This is a genomic window from Capnocytophaga canimorsus, from assembly GCF_002302565.1.
In the GTDB taxonomy this organism is placed as follows: Bacteria; Bacteroidota; Bacteroidia; order Flavobacteriales; family Flavobacteriaceae; genus Capnocytophaga; species Capnocytophaga canimorsus.
The window spans coordinates 1,687,367-1,703,074 of the sequence record NZ_CP022382.1 but is presented as its reverse complement, the minus strand read 5'-3'; the positions used below and the strand labels follow the sequence as shown (position 1 = coordinate 1,703,074).

At 35.7% G+C, this 15,708-nt stretch carries 16 protein-coding genes, 2 tRNA genes and 1 pseudogene; 11 read left to right on the top strand and 8 right to left on the bottom strand.

The window, feature by feature from the left end; genetic code table 11:
- Window positions 1-151: 151 nt before the first annotated feature.
- The 5 genes from cyoE (at window position 152) to CGC47_RS07485 (ending at window position 3,667) form a co-directional block, all read left to right on the top strand.
- Window positions 152-1,057 (top strand): heme o synthase, encoded by a 906-nt coding sequence (gene cyoE / locus CGC47_RS07505; protein WP_042000131.1) that lies wholly within the window; start codon window positions 152-154, stop codon window positions 1,055-1,057.
- Entirely contained in the window at window positions 1,048-1,623 is a 576-nt protein-coding gene (locus CGC47_RS07500; RefSeq protein ID WP_044729396.1) for a cytochrome c oxidase subunit 3, read from the top strand. The genes cyoE and CGC47_RS07500 overlap by 10 nt, the downstream gene beginning before the upstream one ends.
- Before the next feature lie 43 nt (window positions 1,624-1,666).
- Window positions 1,667-2,650 (top strand): cytochrome c oxidase subunit 3, encoded by a 984-nt coding sequence (locus CGC47_RS07495; protein WP_013996214.1) that lies wholly within the window; start codon window positions 1,667-1,669, stop codon window positions 2,648-2,650.
- A gap of 16 nt (window positions 2,651-2,666) precedes the next feature.
- Entirely contained in the window at window positions 2,667-3,050 is a 384-nt protein-coding gene (locus CGC47_RS07490; RefSeq protein WP_013996213.1) for a cytochrome C oxidase subunit IV family protein, read from the top strand.
- A gap of 149 nt (window positions 3,051-3,199) precedes the next feature.
- Window positions 3,200-3,667 carry a YhcH/YjgK/YiaL family protein gene (locus tag CGC47_RS07485; protein WP_042000133.1) on the top strand — a complete coding sequence of 156 codons (468 nt, stop codon included), beginning with the start codon at window positions 3,200-3,202 and terminating at the stop codon, window positions 3,665-3,667.
- On the opposite strand, the gene CGC47_RS07480 is transcribed toward CGC47_RS07485, so the two are convergent.
- Window positions 3,668-4,921, bottom strand: a complete 1,254-nt coding sequence (locus CGC47_RS07480) for a mechanosensitive ion channel family protein (RefSeq protein WP_042000135.1) — start codon at window positions 4,919-4,921, stop codon at window positions 3,668-3,670.
- A gap of 109 nt (window positions 4,922-5,030) precedes the next feature.
- Between CGC47_RS07480 and CGC47_RS07475 the strand changes: the two genes are divergently transcribed.
- The 5 genes from CGC47_RS07475 to CGC47_RS07455 all read left to right on the top strand — a co-directional run bounded on the left by CGC47_RS07475 (window position 5,031) and on the right by CGC47_RS07455 (window position 8,000).
- On the top strand, window positions 5,031-5,564 hold the full coding sequence (locus tag CGC47_RS07475) for a porin family protein (RefSeq protein ID WP_013996210.1): 534 nt from the start codon (window positions 5,031-5,033) through the stop codon (window positions 5,562-5,564).
- A 443-nt stretch (window positions 5,565-6,007) separates the two neighbouring features.
- Window positions 6,008-6,955, top strand: coding sequence for a PorP/SprF family type IX secretion system membrane protein (locus CGC47_RS07470; RefSeq protein WP_013996208.1), 948 nt, complete (start codon window positions 6,008-6,010; stop codon window positions 6,953-6,955).
- Between the two features lies 1 nt (window position 6,956).
- Window positions 6,957-7,331, top strand: coding sequence for a dihydroneopterin aldolase (gene folB / locus CGC47_RS07465; RefSeq protein ID WP_370444598.1), 375 nt, complete (start codon window positions 6,957-6,959; stop codon window positions 7,329-7,331).
- A 35-nt stretch (window positions 7,332-7,366) separates the two neighbouring features.
- Window positions 7,367-7,437: transfer RNA gene (locus CGC47_RS07460), tRNA-Cys, on the top strand.
- A 182-nt stretch (window positions 7,438-7,619) separates the two neighbouring features.
- Window positions 7,620-8,000 (top strand): hypothetical protein, encoded by a 381-nt coding sequence (locus CGC47_RS07455; RefSeq protein ID WP_013996206.1) that lies wholly within the window; start codon window positions 7,620-7,622, stop codon window positions 7,998-8,000.
- A 221-nt stretch (window positions 8,001-8,221) separates the two neighbouring features.
- On the opposite strand, the gene CGC47_RS07450 is transcribed toward CGC47_RS07455, so the two are convergent.
- The gene (locus CGC47_RS07450) at window positions 8,222-8,470 is read right to left on the bottom strand and encodes a transposase (protein WP_231552286.1); all 249 of its coding nucleotides are present in this window, start codon (window positions 8,468-8,470) and stop codon (window positions 8,222-8,224) included.
- 185 nt (window positions 8,471-8,655) lie between these two features.
- Here CGC47_RS07450 and CGC47_RS07445 point away from each other — a divergent pair, with 185 nt between their 5' ends.
- Window positions 8,656-9,642 (top strand): virulence RhuM family protein, encoded by a 987-nt coding sequence (locus tag CGC47_RS07445; protein WP_095900195.1) that lies wholly within the window; start codon window positions 8,656-8,658, stop codon window positions 9,640-9,642.
- A 90-nt stretch (window positions 9,643-9,732) separates the two neighbouring features.
- Here the strand turns inward: CGC47_RS07445 and CGC47_RS07440 are convergent.
- From CGC47_RS07440 to CGC47_RS07415, 6 genes and pseudogenes are all read right to left on the bottom strand, one after another.
- A pseudogene (locus tag CGC47_RS07440) lies at window positions 9,733-10,494 on the bottom strand (DUF3871 family protein); the annotation flags it as partial.
- Window positions 10,466-11,020 (bottom strand): hypothetical protein, encoded by a 555-nt coding sequence (locus CGC47_RS07435; protein WP_042000140.1) that lies wholly within the window; start codon window positions 11,018-11,020, stop codon window positions 10,466-10,468. The pseudogene CGC47_RS07440 and the gene CGC47_RS07435, both read right to left, overlap by 29 nt.
- An 87-nt stretch (window positions 11,021-11,107) precedes the next feature.
- Window positions 11,108-11,181 (bottom strand) — tRNA-Asn (locus CGC47_RS07430).
- Between the two features lie 119 nt (window positions 11,182-11,300).
- Entirely contained in the window at window positions 11,301-12,530 is a 1,230-nt protein-coding gene (locus tag CGC47_RS07425) for a 3-deoxy-D-manno-octulosonic acid transferase (RefSeq protein WP_042000159.1), read from the bottom strand.
- 175 nt (window positions 12,531-12,705) lie between these two features.
- On the bottom strand, window positions 12,706-14,664 hold the full coding sequence (locus CGC47_RS07420; RefSeq protein WP_172458714.1) for an OmpA family protein: 1,959 nt from the start codon (window positions 14,662-14,664) through the stop codon (window positions 12,706-12,708).
- 20 nt (window positions 14,665-14,684) lie between these two features.
- On the bottom strand, window positions 14,685-15,608 hold the full coding sequence (locus CGC47_RS07415; protein ID WP_095900194.1) for a PorP/SprF family type IX secretion system membrane protein: 924 nt from the start codon (window positions 15,606-15,608) through the stop codon (window positions 14,685-14,687).
- Window positions 15,609-15,708: the final 100 nt, after the last annotated feature.

Genomic DNA, 15,708 nt, shown 5'->3' with positions numbered 1-15,708 from the left:
ATTTGCTGAACTGGGCAAAATTATAAAAATCTGGTAAAATGAAAATAACGTTTTTACCCTGATGTTGCTTTGTTTGAGCGAACTTTATAAAAAATATTTCATTTTTAAACTATTTGATTATCTTTGTCCGCACTAACTAAAAAACAGAAAATTGCCTACAACGGTAACACATACAGCTACTTTTGCTAGTACATATTCGGACTTTAAGCAAATCACCAAGGCGGGGTTGTCTGCCAGTGTTGTTTTCTCTTCGGTTGCTGGATATTTACTTGGGGCAGGTGAAGTGTCGTGGAGAATTATCGCTCTTTTATCGCTCGGCGGATACTTTATGGTTGGCGCTTCTAATGTGTTTAATCAAATTATCGAAAGAAATTTGGACGCCCTGATGAAGCGTACGCAAAATCGCCCAATTCCCACAGGAAGAATTTCGGTGCCTACGGCTTGGTTTATCGGTATTACTTTTGTTATTGCCGGAATTTCTTTGCTTTATGTGGTAAACCCCAAAACGGCTATGTTTTCAGCGTTGTCCGTCATTTTATATGTGGGCTTATATACACCTTTGAAAACGCGGACGCCCTTATCGGTTTTTGTAGGCGCTTTCCCTGGAGCAATTCCTTTTATGCTGGGGTGGGTAGCTGCCACCAATGATTTTGGTATAGAGGCAGGAACGCTATTTATGATACAATTTTTTTGGCAGTTCCCTCATTTTTGGGCTATTGGTTGGCTTCTTGATGATGATTATAAGAAGGCAGGATTTAAGCTTTTGCCTACTGAAAAACGCGACAAAGCCACCGTCATACAGATAATAATGTATATCCTTTGGATGATGTTAGCAGCTGTATTTCCTGCTTTTGGCTTTACAGGGGCATTAAAGCTCTCTGTTGGGGCAAGTATATTAGTTACACTTTCAGGATTTGTGATGCTGGGGTTTGCCATAAAGTTGTACGAGAAACAATCTCATATAGCGGCGAGGCAGCTTATGTTTGCTAGTGTTATTTATATTACCGTAATTCAAGTGATTTTTGTAGCCGATAAATGGATTCGATTATGGATATAACAGAATTGGAAAAAGGAAAAAGAGCCAAAAAGATGATGCTTTGGTTCGGTATCGTTAGTCTTTCAATGACTTTTGCTGGACTTACCAGTGCTTATGTAGTTAGCGGAAGTAGTCGCCCAGATTGGTTGAGTGATTTGCGATTGCCTACGGCGTTTTTCATCAGTACTGTCGTACTTTTGTTGAGCAGTTTTTTATTTTGGACGGCAAAAAAATCAATAAAAAACCAAAAATACAAACAAGCAACCCTTTTACTTTGGAGCGTTTTTGTCTGTGGAATAGCTTTTATTGTTTTGCAATTCAGCGGATTTTCTGAATTTGTTTCACAAGGATATTATTTCACTGGTAGTGAAAGTAACGTTACCGTATCGTACATTTACATCATTGCCTTCTTGCATATTGTTCACGTAATAGCAGGGTTATTAGTGGTTTTGACACTCATATACAAACATACAAAGCGAAAATACACTCCCGAAAACACGCTAGGAATTGACCTAGGGCTTACTTTTTGGAATTTTCTTGACCTTTTGTGGCTGTACTTAATAATATTTTTTTACTTTTACCGATAAAACTTAAACAAACACTAATTTTTAAAACTGACATTCACTAACTATGGAAGCAGCAATTGCAAAACCAGAAAAAAAACAATCGCGTTGGGGCGGAGGTGATGCTCAACCCTTTGGGGTGAGTTATGGGAAAATGATGATATGGTTTTTCATCGTTTCCGATGCCCTTACTTTTTCCGGATTTTTAGCCGCTTACGGGCTCATTCGTTTTAAATTTATTGATATTTGGCCTATCGCCGATGAGGTTTTTACACACATTCCATTTTATCACGGTGACCCTCAGCCAATGATTTTTGTGGCATTTATGACCTTTGTGCTTATCGCCTCTTCGGTAACAATGGTATTGGCTGTTGATGCGGGGCATCGTATGAATCAGAAAAAAGTAGCTACTTATCTGTTACTGACCATTATTGGTGGGATAATCTTTTTAGGCTCTCAAGCTTGGGAATGGGCTACTTTTATTAAAGGAGAATTTGGAGCAGTGGAAACAAAAGCTGGAAATATTTTACAATTCGTTGATGCTAAAACCAATAAGCAAATTGCTTTGGCTGATTTTGTAAAATCTTCACAGGTAGTGCGTCAGCAGCAAAAAGCTAATAAAGGGATTTGGTTTATGAAAGAAAAAGCATTGCCTACCTATGCTTTGGCAGATGTAGTGGCGTCATTTAAAGCCAATGAAAATGTGGTAATTCGTACCGAAAAGTTAAACGAAAAAGGGCATAAAACGGTGCTTTCCAGAGCTGAATCATTACAGCAAATTGAAAATGCAAGGTATGTGGTTGAGGGAGCAAACCTTATCCGAAATGAGTATGGTCATCGCTTATTCGGAGATTTCTTTTTCTTTATTACTGGATTCCACGGATTCCACGTTTTTTCAGGAGTAGTGTTGAATATCATTATTTTCTTAAACGTACTCTTAGGTACCTATGAGCGTCGTAAGAGCTACGAAATGGTAGAAAAAACAGGACTTTACTGGCATTTCGTGGATTTGGTTTGGGTTTTCGTATTCACTTTCTTCTATTTGGTTTAAAAAAATATTATTGATTATGGCACATACAGAACATAAATTAGAGATATTTCGTGGAGCTATTAAGTTCAAATCCAACGAACAAAAAATATGGGGCGTGCTTATTTTGCTGTCTATAGTTACGGCAATTGAGGTGCTTTTGGGTATTTATCGCCCAGAATTTTTAGAAACTAAAGTGCTTTCTATGAAGCTTTTAAATTGGATTTTCATTATCCTTACCATAGTTAAAGCTTACTATATTGCGTGGGATTTTATGCATATGCGTGATGAACTTAAAAGTTTCCGACACGCGGTGGTGCTTCCACTTTTGATATACATTCCGTACATCATATTTATTTATTTAATAGAGGGAAGCTATATCAATGAAGTGTTGAAAAACAGCTTTATGACTTGGAAATTTTAAAAATAGTTTCTTATAGTTTTTGCTTATGGACGCCACCTTTTTTCAGGTGGCTTCTCTATTTTATAGGGTTTTTATCCCCCCTTCTGACTAAAAATTGTAGACTCAAATTGAAAAAAATTCGTAACTTCGCTAAAGCAAAATAAAATGTTATGATATACGATGCTATAAACCACTGGGAATTATACTTTAAAAACCCCATTTTCAGAGAAATTTTCAATAATTTAAAAACGTTAGACGCACAAACTCCAGATGGGATTTACTTTGCTTGTGAGCAGTATCAAATACGGGTAATGACTTATCAAACCAAGGAAATACCTACTATAATTGAATCACACCAAAAGGAAGTGGACATTCACGTGGTTTTGGCTGGGGAAGAACGTATCAAATTATTTGGCAGAAAAGATGTAATTGTAACCACCCCTTACAATGCTGAGAAAGATTGTCAACTCTATAAAGCAGTAAATCCACCCGTTATTGATTTACACCTAACTCCCAAAAATATGGCAGTGCTTTTTCCTCAAGACATTCATCAGCCTCAATTTATAGCAGAAACTAAATCTCAAACCATTAAAAAAGTGGTTGTTAAAGTAAAAGAATTTGTTTTTGGAGAGCATTAACTATTCTTCTCCAAACCATTTGCTTGAGAAGTTGTGCCCAGAAGGTTCTTGGAATAATCGGAGGTTAAAGGTGGGGATAATGGCAAAAATATGGTCGAAAATATCGGCTTGTATTTGCTCGTAAACTGCCCATTCTTTTACCTTACAGAACATATATATTTCAATGGATACACCTTTTTCTGTAGATTGTAATTGTCTGACAATAAAAGTCATATCTAAATTAGCATATCCTGATTCTCGCAAGTAATTTTCAACATATTTTCGGAAGGTACCAATATTGGTCAGTCTGCGTTGGTTTACGTGTTCTGTTTCATTGGCATTTACCGCTGAAATTACTTGGAGTTTTTCGTCAATATACTCGGTAAGCAATCGTATCTTTCTAAAAGTTTGTATTTCAGCTTCTGACAGGAAGTGAATGGATTCAATATCAATACTCACGTGACGTTTGATTCTTCGTCCGCCTGAAAGTTGCATTCCTCGCCAATTGGTAAAAGACTCGGAAGTGAGCTTGTAAGTAGGTATAGTGGTTATGGTTCTGTCCCAATTTTGGATTTTAACCGTAGTCAAGCCAATATCAATAACCGTTCCGTCAGCGCCGTCTTTAGGTAAAACAATCCAATCTCCCACATAAACCATTTTATTTGCTGAAAGTTGTATTCCTGCTACAAACCCCATAATCATATCTTTATAAACAATCAGAAGAATGGTTATCATAGCTCCCAATCCAGCAAGGATGTCTAAAAAGTTTTTATTTGCAAAAATGGAAATAACGGCAATACCTCCTAACGAAAAAACAATCACTTTTGCCAATTGAATGTAAATTTTTAAGGATGCCCCCTCACCTTTTACGTGACCATACAATTCGTCAATAGCATTTAGTAGTGCATTGAAAAACAATAACGAAACAATAATAAAATAGGTACCGATAAGAGTTTCTATTACCCATCGCAGCCCGTCAGAGGCAATGAGTTCGCCAAAGAGAAGCATCACCACACCAGGGAAGAAATGTGCCATATTGGCAAAGACCTTGTTTTTCACGAAAATATCATCCCAATCGGTAGCGGTACGTCCTACAATTTTAGGAATATATTTACGCATTATTTGCGTAGCTAGTCGGTCAACCATCCAACCAAAAATACACATTGCCAGAAAGGTAAAAGCCGATTGTAACGTAACAGCCCAACCATTATCAATACCTAAGTTCTCTATAAAAACAACACTTTCAATACGGTATTTCTCAATGAAATGCATCATAGCTTCAAAATCAAGATTTTCACAACAAAATTATAAAATTAAAATATATGATTAGATTTAATGAAATAAAAGACTATTTTTGCGGTATGTAAATTTAAAATTTTATAATATGAAAAAAATAATGATTGCGTGTTTTATGCTTTTATCTGTTAAGGCATTTTCTCAAGATTACCCAAAACATCAAATAAATTTAAACATCGCCAATGCTATAGCCATTGCTTCTATTGAAGTGGGATATGAACATTATGTAGGTATGAATCAGTCGGTTGAGTTGGAAATGTTTTTCAATGATCGTTTTTCGTACTTTCCTAAAAATAGCGATAAAAAATTCTCTGCTACCAGTATCAAATTAGGATATAACTACTACTTTGATCCTGAAAATCTCTCAGGACCTTACATCAATCCGTTTATTAAACAGCGTTTTGGTAAGTATAAAGAAACCGAAGGAGCAAATGTTACTGAAATCAAACTCAATAGTTTTATTTTAGGGGTAGGTCTTGGCTATCAGTGGAATTACAACGATACTTTCATCGTAGCACCGTTTGTTAATATTGCACGTAATTTTGGATCCGAAATTAATAACAGTAAAAAGTTTTGGGCAATTGAGCCTAATGCTGGTTTAAAAATAGGATACAAGTTTTAAGAAACTAAACCCATAATAAAAAGACGTGAAAACCCGTGATTTGCTTGGCAAATCACGGGTTTTCTGTTTCACACGTTTCATTTTGCAAAAAAAGTAGTTATATCACAAGGATATATACCTCAAGATGCGCTAAAAAAATAATCTGGTGGGCTTATCCTAATTTTCAAAATAACAAATTATTAACGATAGCGTTTTTATTATCTTCCAAACTCAAATATATAGCATCTATCTATTTTGCTACTGAGAAAAACATTTTTATTACCAATTTGAACAACTTGCCCTATTAGAATTTCTTTGGGTTATGTTAAAGAATAGATAATTTATTATTAACACCTTACGAAATTAGAAAAAAGCGCTTTATTTTCAACAGAAAATTCATACCTTAGCCCCAACAAAGCAGATCTTCGGATTTCAACTATTGTTTTATACTAACAGTAAATCAAATGAAAAGAATAGCTCTATTAACTTTTATGATGCTTTTTTCTGGAAAAATATGCTCACAGGAATTGCATCTTCCTCAGATGAATCAATATCTGGCAGATAGCGAGTTTTTGATTGCATCAACTTACGCGGGGATTGGAGACTTTGTTAAATTGCGCTTCAGTGGAGTAACCCAATGGGTTGGAATCAAAGATGCTCCTGATTATCAGTCGCTTTCTGGAGATGTTCGAATCGGTGAACGTAGCGGTTTGGGCTTGGTGCTATACAATGACAAAAATGGTCACACCAAACAAATGGGGGGTAAAGTCAGTTTTGCACACCACTTAACATTAGACCGTTACGATAATCACTTCCTTTCTTTCGGAATTTCGTATGCACTCAATTCCTTCCGAATTGATACTGACAAATTCGATCGTATTTATGACCCTTCCGTAACCAACAATCGCTCTACAATCAATCATAATTTTGACGTAGGAGTGTTGTATCGTTATAAGGGTTGGTTTGCTAATTTGACTGTAGCCAATTTGCTCAATAAGGATATTGATATTTTTGCAGTAAGCGAGCCCAAGGCATTGCGTAATTACAGTGTTTACACGGGGTATCGTTATAAGAGATATCGCACTAGTGATTTCGAAATAGAACCCTCATTATTTTATCAGCATTATGAAAGTGATGGACGTTCATCAACGGATGTGAACCTAAAATTCAGATGGTTAGATATGCAAGATTACTATTGGGCTGGGGTTAATTATCGTTTTTTGAATGACCAGATTTTGAGACCCTTGAATATCGGTCCGATGGTGGGCTTGAAGCGAAATATGTTCTATTTTGCGTATTCTTATCAACTAACTTTAAATGAGATAGCAACATATAACACAGGAACTCACGTAATCACCTTAGGGCTTGATTTATTTCAAGGAATTAGTAACTGTAGATGTACTGATAGATAATATGCTGGGTAAAATTCACTTGAAAAACATTCGTATTTTTAGTAATCACGGTTGTTTAGATGAAGAAAAAATAATAGGTAGTGATTATTTAGTTAATCTGAAAATCAAGGCTGATTTGAAAAAAGCCATAGATTCTGATGAGTTATCCGATACGGTTGATTATGTTCATTTAAATAGAATTATTAGTGAAGAAATGCACAAACGTTCTAAATTGTTGGAACACGTAGCCTATCGGGCATTGAAGCGAATTTTTGATGAACTTCCACAGGTTCAGCAGGTAAGCATTGGTATTGCTAAAGTTAATCCACCCATAGGTGGCGATGTGGCTTCGGTTGCGGTCAAAATAAAACAAAAAAGAGTTTGTATTTGTGAATAAAAGTAGTAAATTTGCAATCTGACTTACACAAATAGGGCATCGTGGCCGAGTGGCTAGGCAGAGGTCTGCAAAACCTTGTACAGCGGTTCGAATCCGCTCGATGCCTCAACTTAATATAAAGTTCTTTGTTGAGTGTATTACTTGATCTAGTTATACCAAATGTAGAAGTGATTCAAAGTAGTGATGGGATTTTCATCATACATCAATAAATCTCTATTATCTTAAAATATAGTTGATTTTAAATGTTTTATACAAAGAGTTTTAAATCAATAATAAAATTATAAAAAAATGACAAATGTATTAGACAAATTCGTTCAGGATATGAAAAATAACGTTCCTGGATTTATAGCAGTGTCTGTCACAGAGGTAAGATCAGGTGTTTCTTATGTTTCTGATACTGTTGTACCTAGTTTTGACCCTAATTTAGCTTCAGCTTATAACTTAGAAGTAGTAAAAGCTAAATTGAATGCTCTTAGTGCTTTAGGACTAGCTCCAAAAGAAAAAATTGAAGATATTTTGATTACTTTGACAGATCAAATTCACATCATTGACATTGCTGCTAACGGAACGTACTTTATTTATTTAGCGGTAGATTCAACAAAAGCAAACCTTGGTTTAACACGGGCTTTACTTGCTAAATACAAAAAAGATTTGGCAGCAACTTTCTAAGAACAACAAAAAAATTAACAATAAAAAGTTTGAAATTATATAGTTTCAAACTTTTTTGTTTTTTAATAACATCTCTTTTTAAAGCATAATACTTAAAAATAGTTGGTAAAAGTTTTTGAGATATAGGCTACCAGAGGCTTGAGCAGAAGTTTTATGGAATGTGTTTCATAAAACTTTTTCTTTGTAATTCAACTTGCTAGTTTATATTATTTAAAGCCTGTTTAAATTTTATTGAGTAAAATTTTTATAGCAGATAATTTGACCATATTTTCTGAGTTTTCTAGCAGTAATTCATAATTTCTACATAATCTTCGATCATTGTCTAGCCAAGCAAAAGTGCGTTCTATCACCCATCTTTTAGAAATGGGATGAAAATCCTTTTTCTTTTGATCATTTCTCATAACTACCTCAATGATATAACCAAATTTATTCTTCACTTGTTCGATAATCTCTCTCCCTATAACCTCCATTGGCAAGGATAATCTTTAAAGGAATGAATAAATATACCAAAGTTCTCATCAGAAAATCTGCCGCTTTACCATCGTGAATATTGGCACTTATAAGTTGGAATGAACTTACGTTTATTGAGCAAAAATTAATTTTTTTTAAGAATTTTATACTTTTGTGTCTTAAGAGAGAAAAATTTGTTTACAATATGGAAAATACCCAAAATATAATCCTTTATACCACCCCTAATGGAGATGTCAGATTAGATGTTTTGCTTCAGAATGAAACTTTATGGCTTACACAAAAAGCTATTGCAGAACTTTTTGGAGTGCAAAGACCCGCTATTACCAAACATTTGAATAACATCTTCGAAAGTGGAGAACTAGAGGAAAATTCAGTTAGTTCCATTTTGGAACATACTGCAAATGACGGAAAAAAGTACAATACCAAATTTTATAACCTAGATGCCATAATATCTGTAGGTTATAGGGTTAATTCATCAAAAGCTACACAATTTAGGATATGGGCAACCAACACTTTGAAAGAATATATTGTTAAAGGCTTTGTTTTAGATAATGAAAGATTAAAACAAGGACAAAAGGTTTTCGGCAAAGATTACTTTAGAGAGCTTTTACAAAGAATTCGTTCCATAAGAGCCAGTGAAAGAAGGATTTATCAACAAGTTACGGATATTTTTGCAGAATGTAGTATTGATTACGACTCCAATTCCGAAATCACGAAGAATTTTTATGCAATGGTTCAGAATAAATTTCACTACGCCATTACAGGGAAAACAGCCCCAGAGATTATATATTCTCAAGCAGATAAGACCAAAGAGAATATGGGGTTAAGTACTTGGAAAAATGCTCCTGACGGTAGGATTTTAAAACAAGATGTAGTTATTGCTAAAAATTATCTTCAAGAAAAAGAAATTCAGCAATTAGAAAGAACTGTTACAGGCTACTTTGATTATATTGAAGGACTTATAGAAAGGAAAAACACATTTACGATGGAGCAATTAGCCGAGAGTGTAAATAGGTTTTTGAGCTTTAATGAATATAAAATTTTGGAAGGAAAGGGTAAAATTTCCAAAGTTCAAGCCGACAGAAAAGCTATTGCAGAATATGAGGAGTTTAACAAAACCCAAAAAATAATCTCTGATTTTGATAAAGAAATTAAAAAATTGAAAGAATGACTTTTTTGTCAAATAATAATCAATAAATACCTATTCATTTTTACAAATGAAATAAAAAATCCCCCTACCTTACTTGGCAGGGGAATTTAACTAACTCAAAAACCAATGGTACTTATCACCATTTAGTGCCGATTGCAACGTTTTTGAAAAATCAAAAGCATTGAGTGTTCTGTCTAAAAAAGTGTCGATATAACTACTTTTATTCGCCTGAGTAAAAAGATTATACACCTTCCATAAACTAATGGAGCCATCTTCATTTCTGCAAAAATTATCATCTTCATAATAATCTTTAACTATAGTATTGATGTGACTATCATTAAAGTTTAATGATGGAATGTCTTGCTTTTCAGTTTTCGGCAAATGTTGATATAATCTTGTCCTTCCTATGAGTTGAGCAAACTGATGTTCCGTAAGATGATAATTTTCAAATTCTTGCATTGCTTCTAAATGCTGAACTGCATTGTAATTTTGGAGGGTTTCAATAATCCTTTGTTGTAAATCCTGAGCATTAGAAACCCGTAAATCTTCCAAAAATCCATCTGTAGAAACACACATATTGCAGCACACTTTATTCTGAAAACCAATAAAAAACTTGAACTTTTCTAAAGATTTCCTGCTGTAAAGATTTTCCAAATTATAACTTCTTACCCCACCTATCGTCAAAGTGAGTTCATTACCACCTATCATCTCTTTAATTGCAGGAATTTTAACGATAAAAGCCATTCTTTCATAATAAATGGTCTTTTCGTGGTCTAGTAGCTCTTTAACACTTTTATGAATAGCTTCTGGAGTTCTGCCTTTAATCTGGTGAGAAACCCGAATTTCAGGATTTGAAATAGCGTGATGTGGAAACCGACATAATTAAATCTTTGTCTTTTTTCTGCGTTGTAGTAGCACGATTATTTTGCTCATAAAGTTTCTTCAACTCTCTGTAATCTAATTGAATATCTGTTACATCCAAACTTTTTAGCAAAAATACTATATAGCCTGCCAACTTCTTAAAAAAATTAAAGATGTAAGGATACTCAACAAGGAAAGGGGCTCTATTATTGATTATAAGTTGAATAAAAGAAAACTGAATTTTTAAATATTTAATTGCTTTTTCAGTGGAGTTTTCTAACGTATAAGTCTGAATGAAATCTCTACTTTTTGTAAGTTCGTTATTCAGTTTATTCTCTACAAAAAAACTGATGTGAACGTCTTCTTCTTCCCATATGCCGTCCTCTTCATAAGTAATTCGCAAAGTGGTAGAGTTCACAAAGGAATAAGGAATTCTATTATATTCAAGAGTCTCCAGCAAAAGATTTTTGAAAACTCCTTCCTTAGTAATAGAAATAAAAAAATTTAAGGGGTTATGTAAGTTACCTTCTTTTACCATAATGCAAATGTATCAAATGTTTCAGTTATGTTTCAGTCGATAAATAAAAAAAGCACCTACATTTCTGTAAGTGCTTGATTTTCTTTGCTCCCCCTACTGGACTTGAACCAGTGACCCTCTGATTAACAGTCAGATGCTCTAACCAACTGAGCTAAGGAGGAATGTTTTATTCTCTTTTGCGATTGCAAATATACCACTTTTTTTTATCCTAACAACAATTTAAGGTAAAATATATATGTTAAATAAAGTTAATAATTGTTTTTAACTGAATAACAATACATTACATTCTATTTGAAAGTACAAAATTTAGAAATTTCTCTGTAGCTCCGCTGCTTTTTTGGATAAAATCCTTGTTGATTCCACCCATTTCTGATCTTTTATTAGGGTTTTGAATAAGTAAATGTAGTTTCTCTTGCAACTCTTTTTCGGTCGAAACAGAGATTACCCCTCCCCTTTCCACCAATGCTTTGGCTTCGGCAAACTTATCATAATTCTTACCAATCATCACAGGAATTCCAAAAACAGCTGGTTCCAACACATTGTGTAACCCACTGTTGCCCATTCCACCGCCTACATAAGCAATATCAGCATAGCTGTACACCTTGGTTAAAATCCCGATTGTATCCAACATCAGAACATCGTATTCGGATAAGTTCTTTCCTTCTTTTTGTGAAAAAAATACGGTTTTCAAAGCTATTTTTCGTCGGAAACTCTCAATTTTCTCGGGTTTTATATCGTGAGGAGCAATAACAAACTTTACATTTTGACTATTGGAATAATTTATCGCTTTCAAATAAATTTCCTCGTCGCTTTCCCAAGAGCTTCCGAAAACCACACAAAGCGAATCTCCTTTGAATGCCTCCATAAAATCCAAAACATTATCTCGTTTTACAATCTCGGAAACGCGGTCAAAACGCGTATCACCACTCACCGTTACATTTTCAAAACCAATGGATTGAAGTAATTTTTTAGACGTTTCATTCTGAACAAAAAAATGATTAAAACATCGTAGTGCATCGCGCATCATTACTCCGTAAGGTTTGAAAAAAATCTGATTTTCTCGAAAAATACCAGATAGTAAATAGGTTTTTATTCCTCTATTTTTAAGCTGATTAAGGTAATGATACCAAAATTCATACTTTACAAAAACTGCCATTTCGGGCTGAACGATTTCCAGAAATTTTCGGGCATTTTTCGGAGTATCCAAAGGCAGATAAACCACCATATCAGCATCGGGGCTATTCTTACGAACCTCGTACCCCGAAGGCGAAAAAAATGTAACCAAGATCTTTTTCCCTTTGTTTTTCAAAGCTTTAATCACAGGAAGACCTTGCTCAAACTCGCCTAGCGAAGCCGTATGTACCCAAACATATCGCTCTCCTTTTTGAATGTTTTCCTTTAAATAAGGAAATACATTCTTGCGCCCCTGAACAAAAAGCTTGATTTTTTTATTGAATAAAGCTATGATTTTCAGTATAAAACCAACCACATAAATAGACAATGTATACAGCGTTTTCATCAAGGAATTATTTTTTTGCTAAGGTACAGTTTTTGCGTAAAAGTATATCAAACTCTAAATTTGATTTTGTAAAAAGAATATCTGTTCACCTAATCTTTCCAAAATAAAAAACAGTACAAATTTAAAAACTTGTACTGCTTAATAGAATCTATTATTTTCAAAAATATTAGTCCATACTCACGATAATAAACTCGCTTCTTCGGTTGGCTTGATGTTCCTCCTTGCTACAATCCACCCCATTGCTGCAATGGTTAGTAAGCTGACTCTCCCCATAGCCTCTTCCTGTTAATCGATCCGCACTGACGCCATTGGCAATCAACCATTTAATCGTAGATTTAACACGTCTGTCCGAAAGCGCCATATTGTAACTGTCCGAACCACGGCTATCCGTATGCGAGCGTACATCTATCTTCATCTTAGGATACTCCTGCATCACCTCCAATATCTTAGCTAACTGTACCGAAGCATCGTAACGAATATTCGACTTGTCAAAATCAAAATAAATGTTCTCTATCTTGAATACCTTAGCCAAATCATCCCCTTGCGTTACCTGAATCACCCGCGGTGTAAGCAATACCTCACAATAAAAATCCTTGTCCGTCTGCGATAACACCTTAACCTCTGCCGTTTCATAGCCCTCCTTAGCCCCTTTCACGTAGTAGTAAGGTTTGTAGCAATCCACTTCCTTAGCAAAGGCGAATGTTCCGTCTTGAGCACTTTGGATGCTGTCCAATGCCTCAAAATCAACCCCTGAAAGCGTCAATGAAGCATCCGACAATACCGCCTGTGTATGCGCATCCTTAACCACACCACGCATCAACTTCGTACAAGAAAAATATAACGGTACACGCTCATAAAAACTATAAATATCATCTTTACCCACACCTCCCGAACGATTCGAGGTTAAAAAGCCCACACGCGTGTCGCTGTCTATCACATAACAAAAATCGTCATCCGGACTGTTGGCAGGGCGACCAACATTCACCGCCTTACCTAAACTTCCGTCAGGGTGTATCTGTGCCGCAAAAATGTCCAAACCGCCCAAGCCCGGAAATCCATCCGAGGCAAAATAAAGGACATTATTCTTCGAGATAAATGGAAAAGACTCTCTACCATCCGTATTTACATTCTCACCTAAATTCTCCGGTTTACCATATCCTCCGCCTGATAAAATCTCCACACGGAAAATATCAGAAGCCCCACGGCTGCCTCGCATATTCGATGCAAAATACAAATACTTCTCATCCGGACTCAAAGCAGGGTGTGCCACACTATACACATTGCTGTTAAATGGCAATTCCACCGGTTTGCTCCAACGACCATTAGCGTCCTTGGTAGATTTCAATATCTTTAAAAGAATGGCATTATCACTATCCATTCCTACCTTCTTGTTGATGTAGTTATTACGCGTAAAATAAACCGTATTGCCATCAGCGGTAAAAACCGCCGTCGATTCGTTAAACTTCGTGCTTAACACCGAAGAAAACTCTGATTTTTTACTCAAAGCGATGCTATCGCGACGTGCCTCATACAAGTTGTAAAACGTCTCTCCCGTCCAATACGAAGTCGGTTTGAAAAGACTGTTGTTACTCGCAGCAAAAACCACCTTATCCCCATAAAATGCCGTACCATATTCCGAGTACTCCGTATTGATATCCACCAAATGCAAATCCATACGACCCGAATTCTTAGCAATCACCTGCTGATAATTGCGGTTCTCCTCGAATATCGTTCCGCGATTGTCTTCCTCCGTAAGGGCAATAAAGCGGTTCATCATCGCATCCGATTCCTCATAACGCTCTGCCGATTTAAGCGATTGCGCATAACGATAATAATACTCCGGCTTACTAATCTCATACTGCGAATTACCAAAAAGCTTTTCATACCAAACCAAAGCATTGCGATAATCCGCATTGAAATAATACGAGTTGCCCAAACGTTCCAACAACTCCTGATTCTCAAAACCCTTACGTGCTATACGCTCATAAATGCTAATGGCATCAACATAAGCAAAACTGTTGTAAAGCTTGTTGGCCTTTTCCAAATCCTTGTTCTGGGCATAAGAACCACTAAAGCACAACAGCCCAAAAAACAATACACTATATAATCTGTAACTTAATTTCATATCCTAACCTTTTATTACCCTTAGAAGAAACGAGGTGATACCACCTTCTTGTACGTCTTTATAAATTCATATCTTAAGAAGATTTCGTGAGAACCCGAATTATACTTCGACAATTCCGTAGTCTCAAAATCATAGCCATAACCAATAAACCAGCGGTCACTAATCTGAAAACCTGCCATAGCACTCACCGCTGCCGACCAGCGCCAAGCAGCGCCCAAGACAAATCTTTCATTAAACATAAAGTTCGCCGACAAATCCAACTGCAAAGGAGTACCATAAGCCAATTTAGACAAAGCCGCAGGCTTGAACTTTACAGAATCTGACAAATCAAAGACATAACCCCCTATCAAATAATAATGCTGTGTGTTCTTAAGTACAGAAATCGAACGATCATTACGAGAGTAAACATCCGTCTCCAATAGCGTCGGAACAGACAATCCCAAATACCAATTGTCCGAGTACCAGTACAATCCCGCCCCCACATTCGGAGAAAAAATACGATTATCACCTCCCGTGAATATATAATCCCCAGAATCCTGCAAACGCAACTTATTGTAATCAATATGGAAAAAACCTGCCGTACCCTTTATCCCAAAAGCCAACTTGCTGTTCTCCAAATTCAACGTGTACGAAAAATCAACCATCAAATTCGTGTCCGTCTGAGGACCTATCGTCTCGTGGTGAATCGACAAACCCAAACCAACATTCTTGTTCTTTATCGGCGTATGAAAACTCAAATTACTCGTCTTAGGAGCTCCGTCCAAACCTACCCATTGCGTACGATAAAGTCCAAACAAACTACCCACACCACGAGAACCCGTATAACCCGGATTAAACTGCATCGTGTTGTACATATACTGCGTGTATTGCGACTCCTGTTGTGAATATCCAAATACACTAAACATAAGCATTAAAATGAGTACAAATCTATTACTTCCCTTCATAACTGAATCTTTATTTCTTTTTTCCTTGTTCGATTTTTTTTCCTTTTCGTTTAGTTAAGCAAAGCCGAATGAAAAAACATCCGGCTTATGCTTATATATA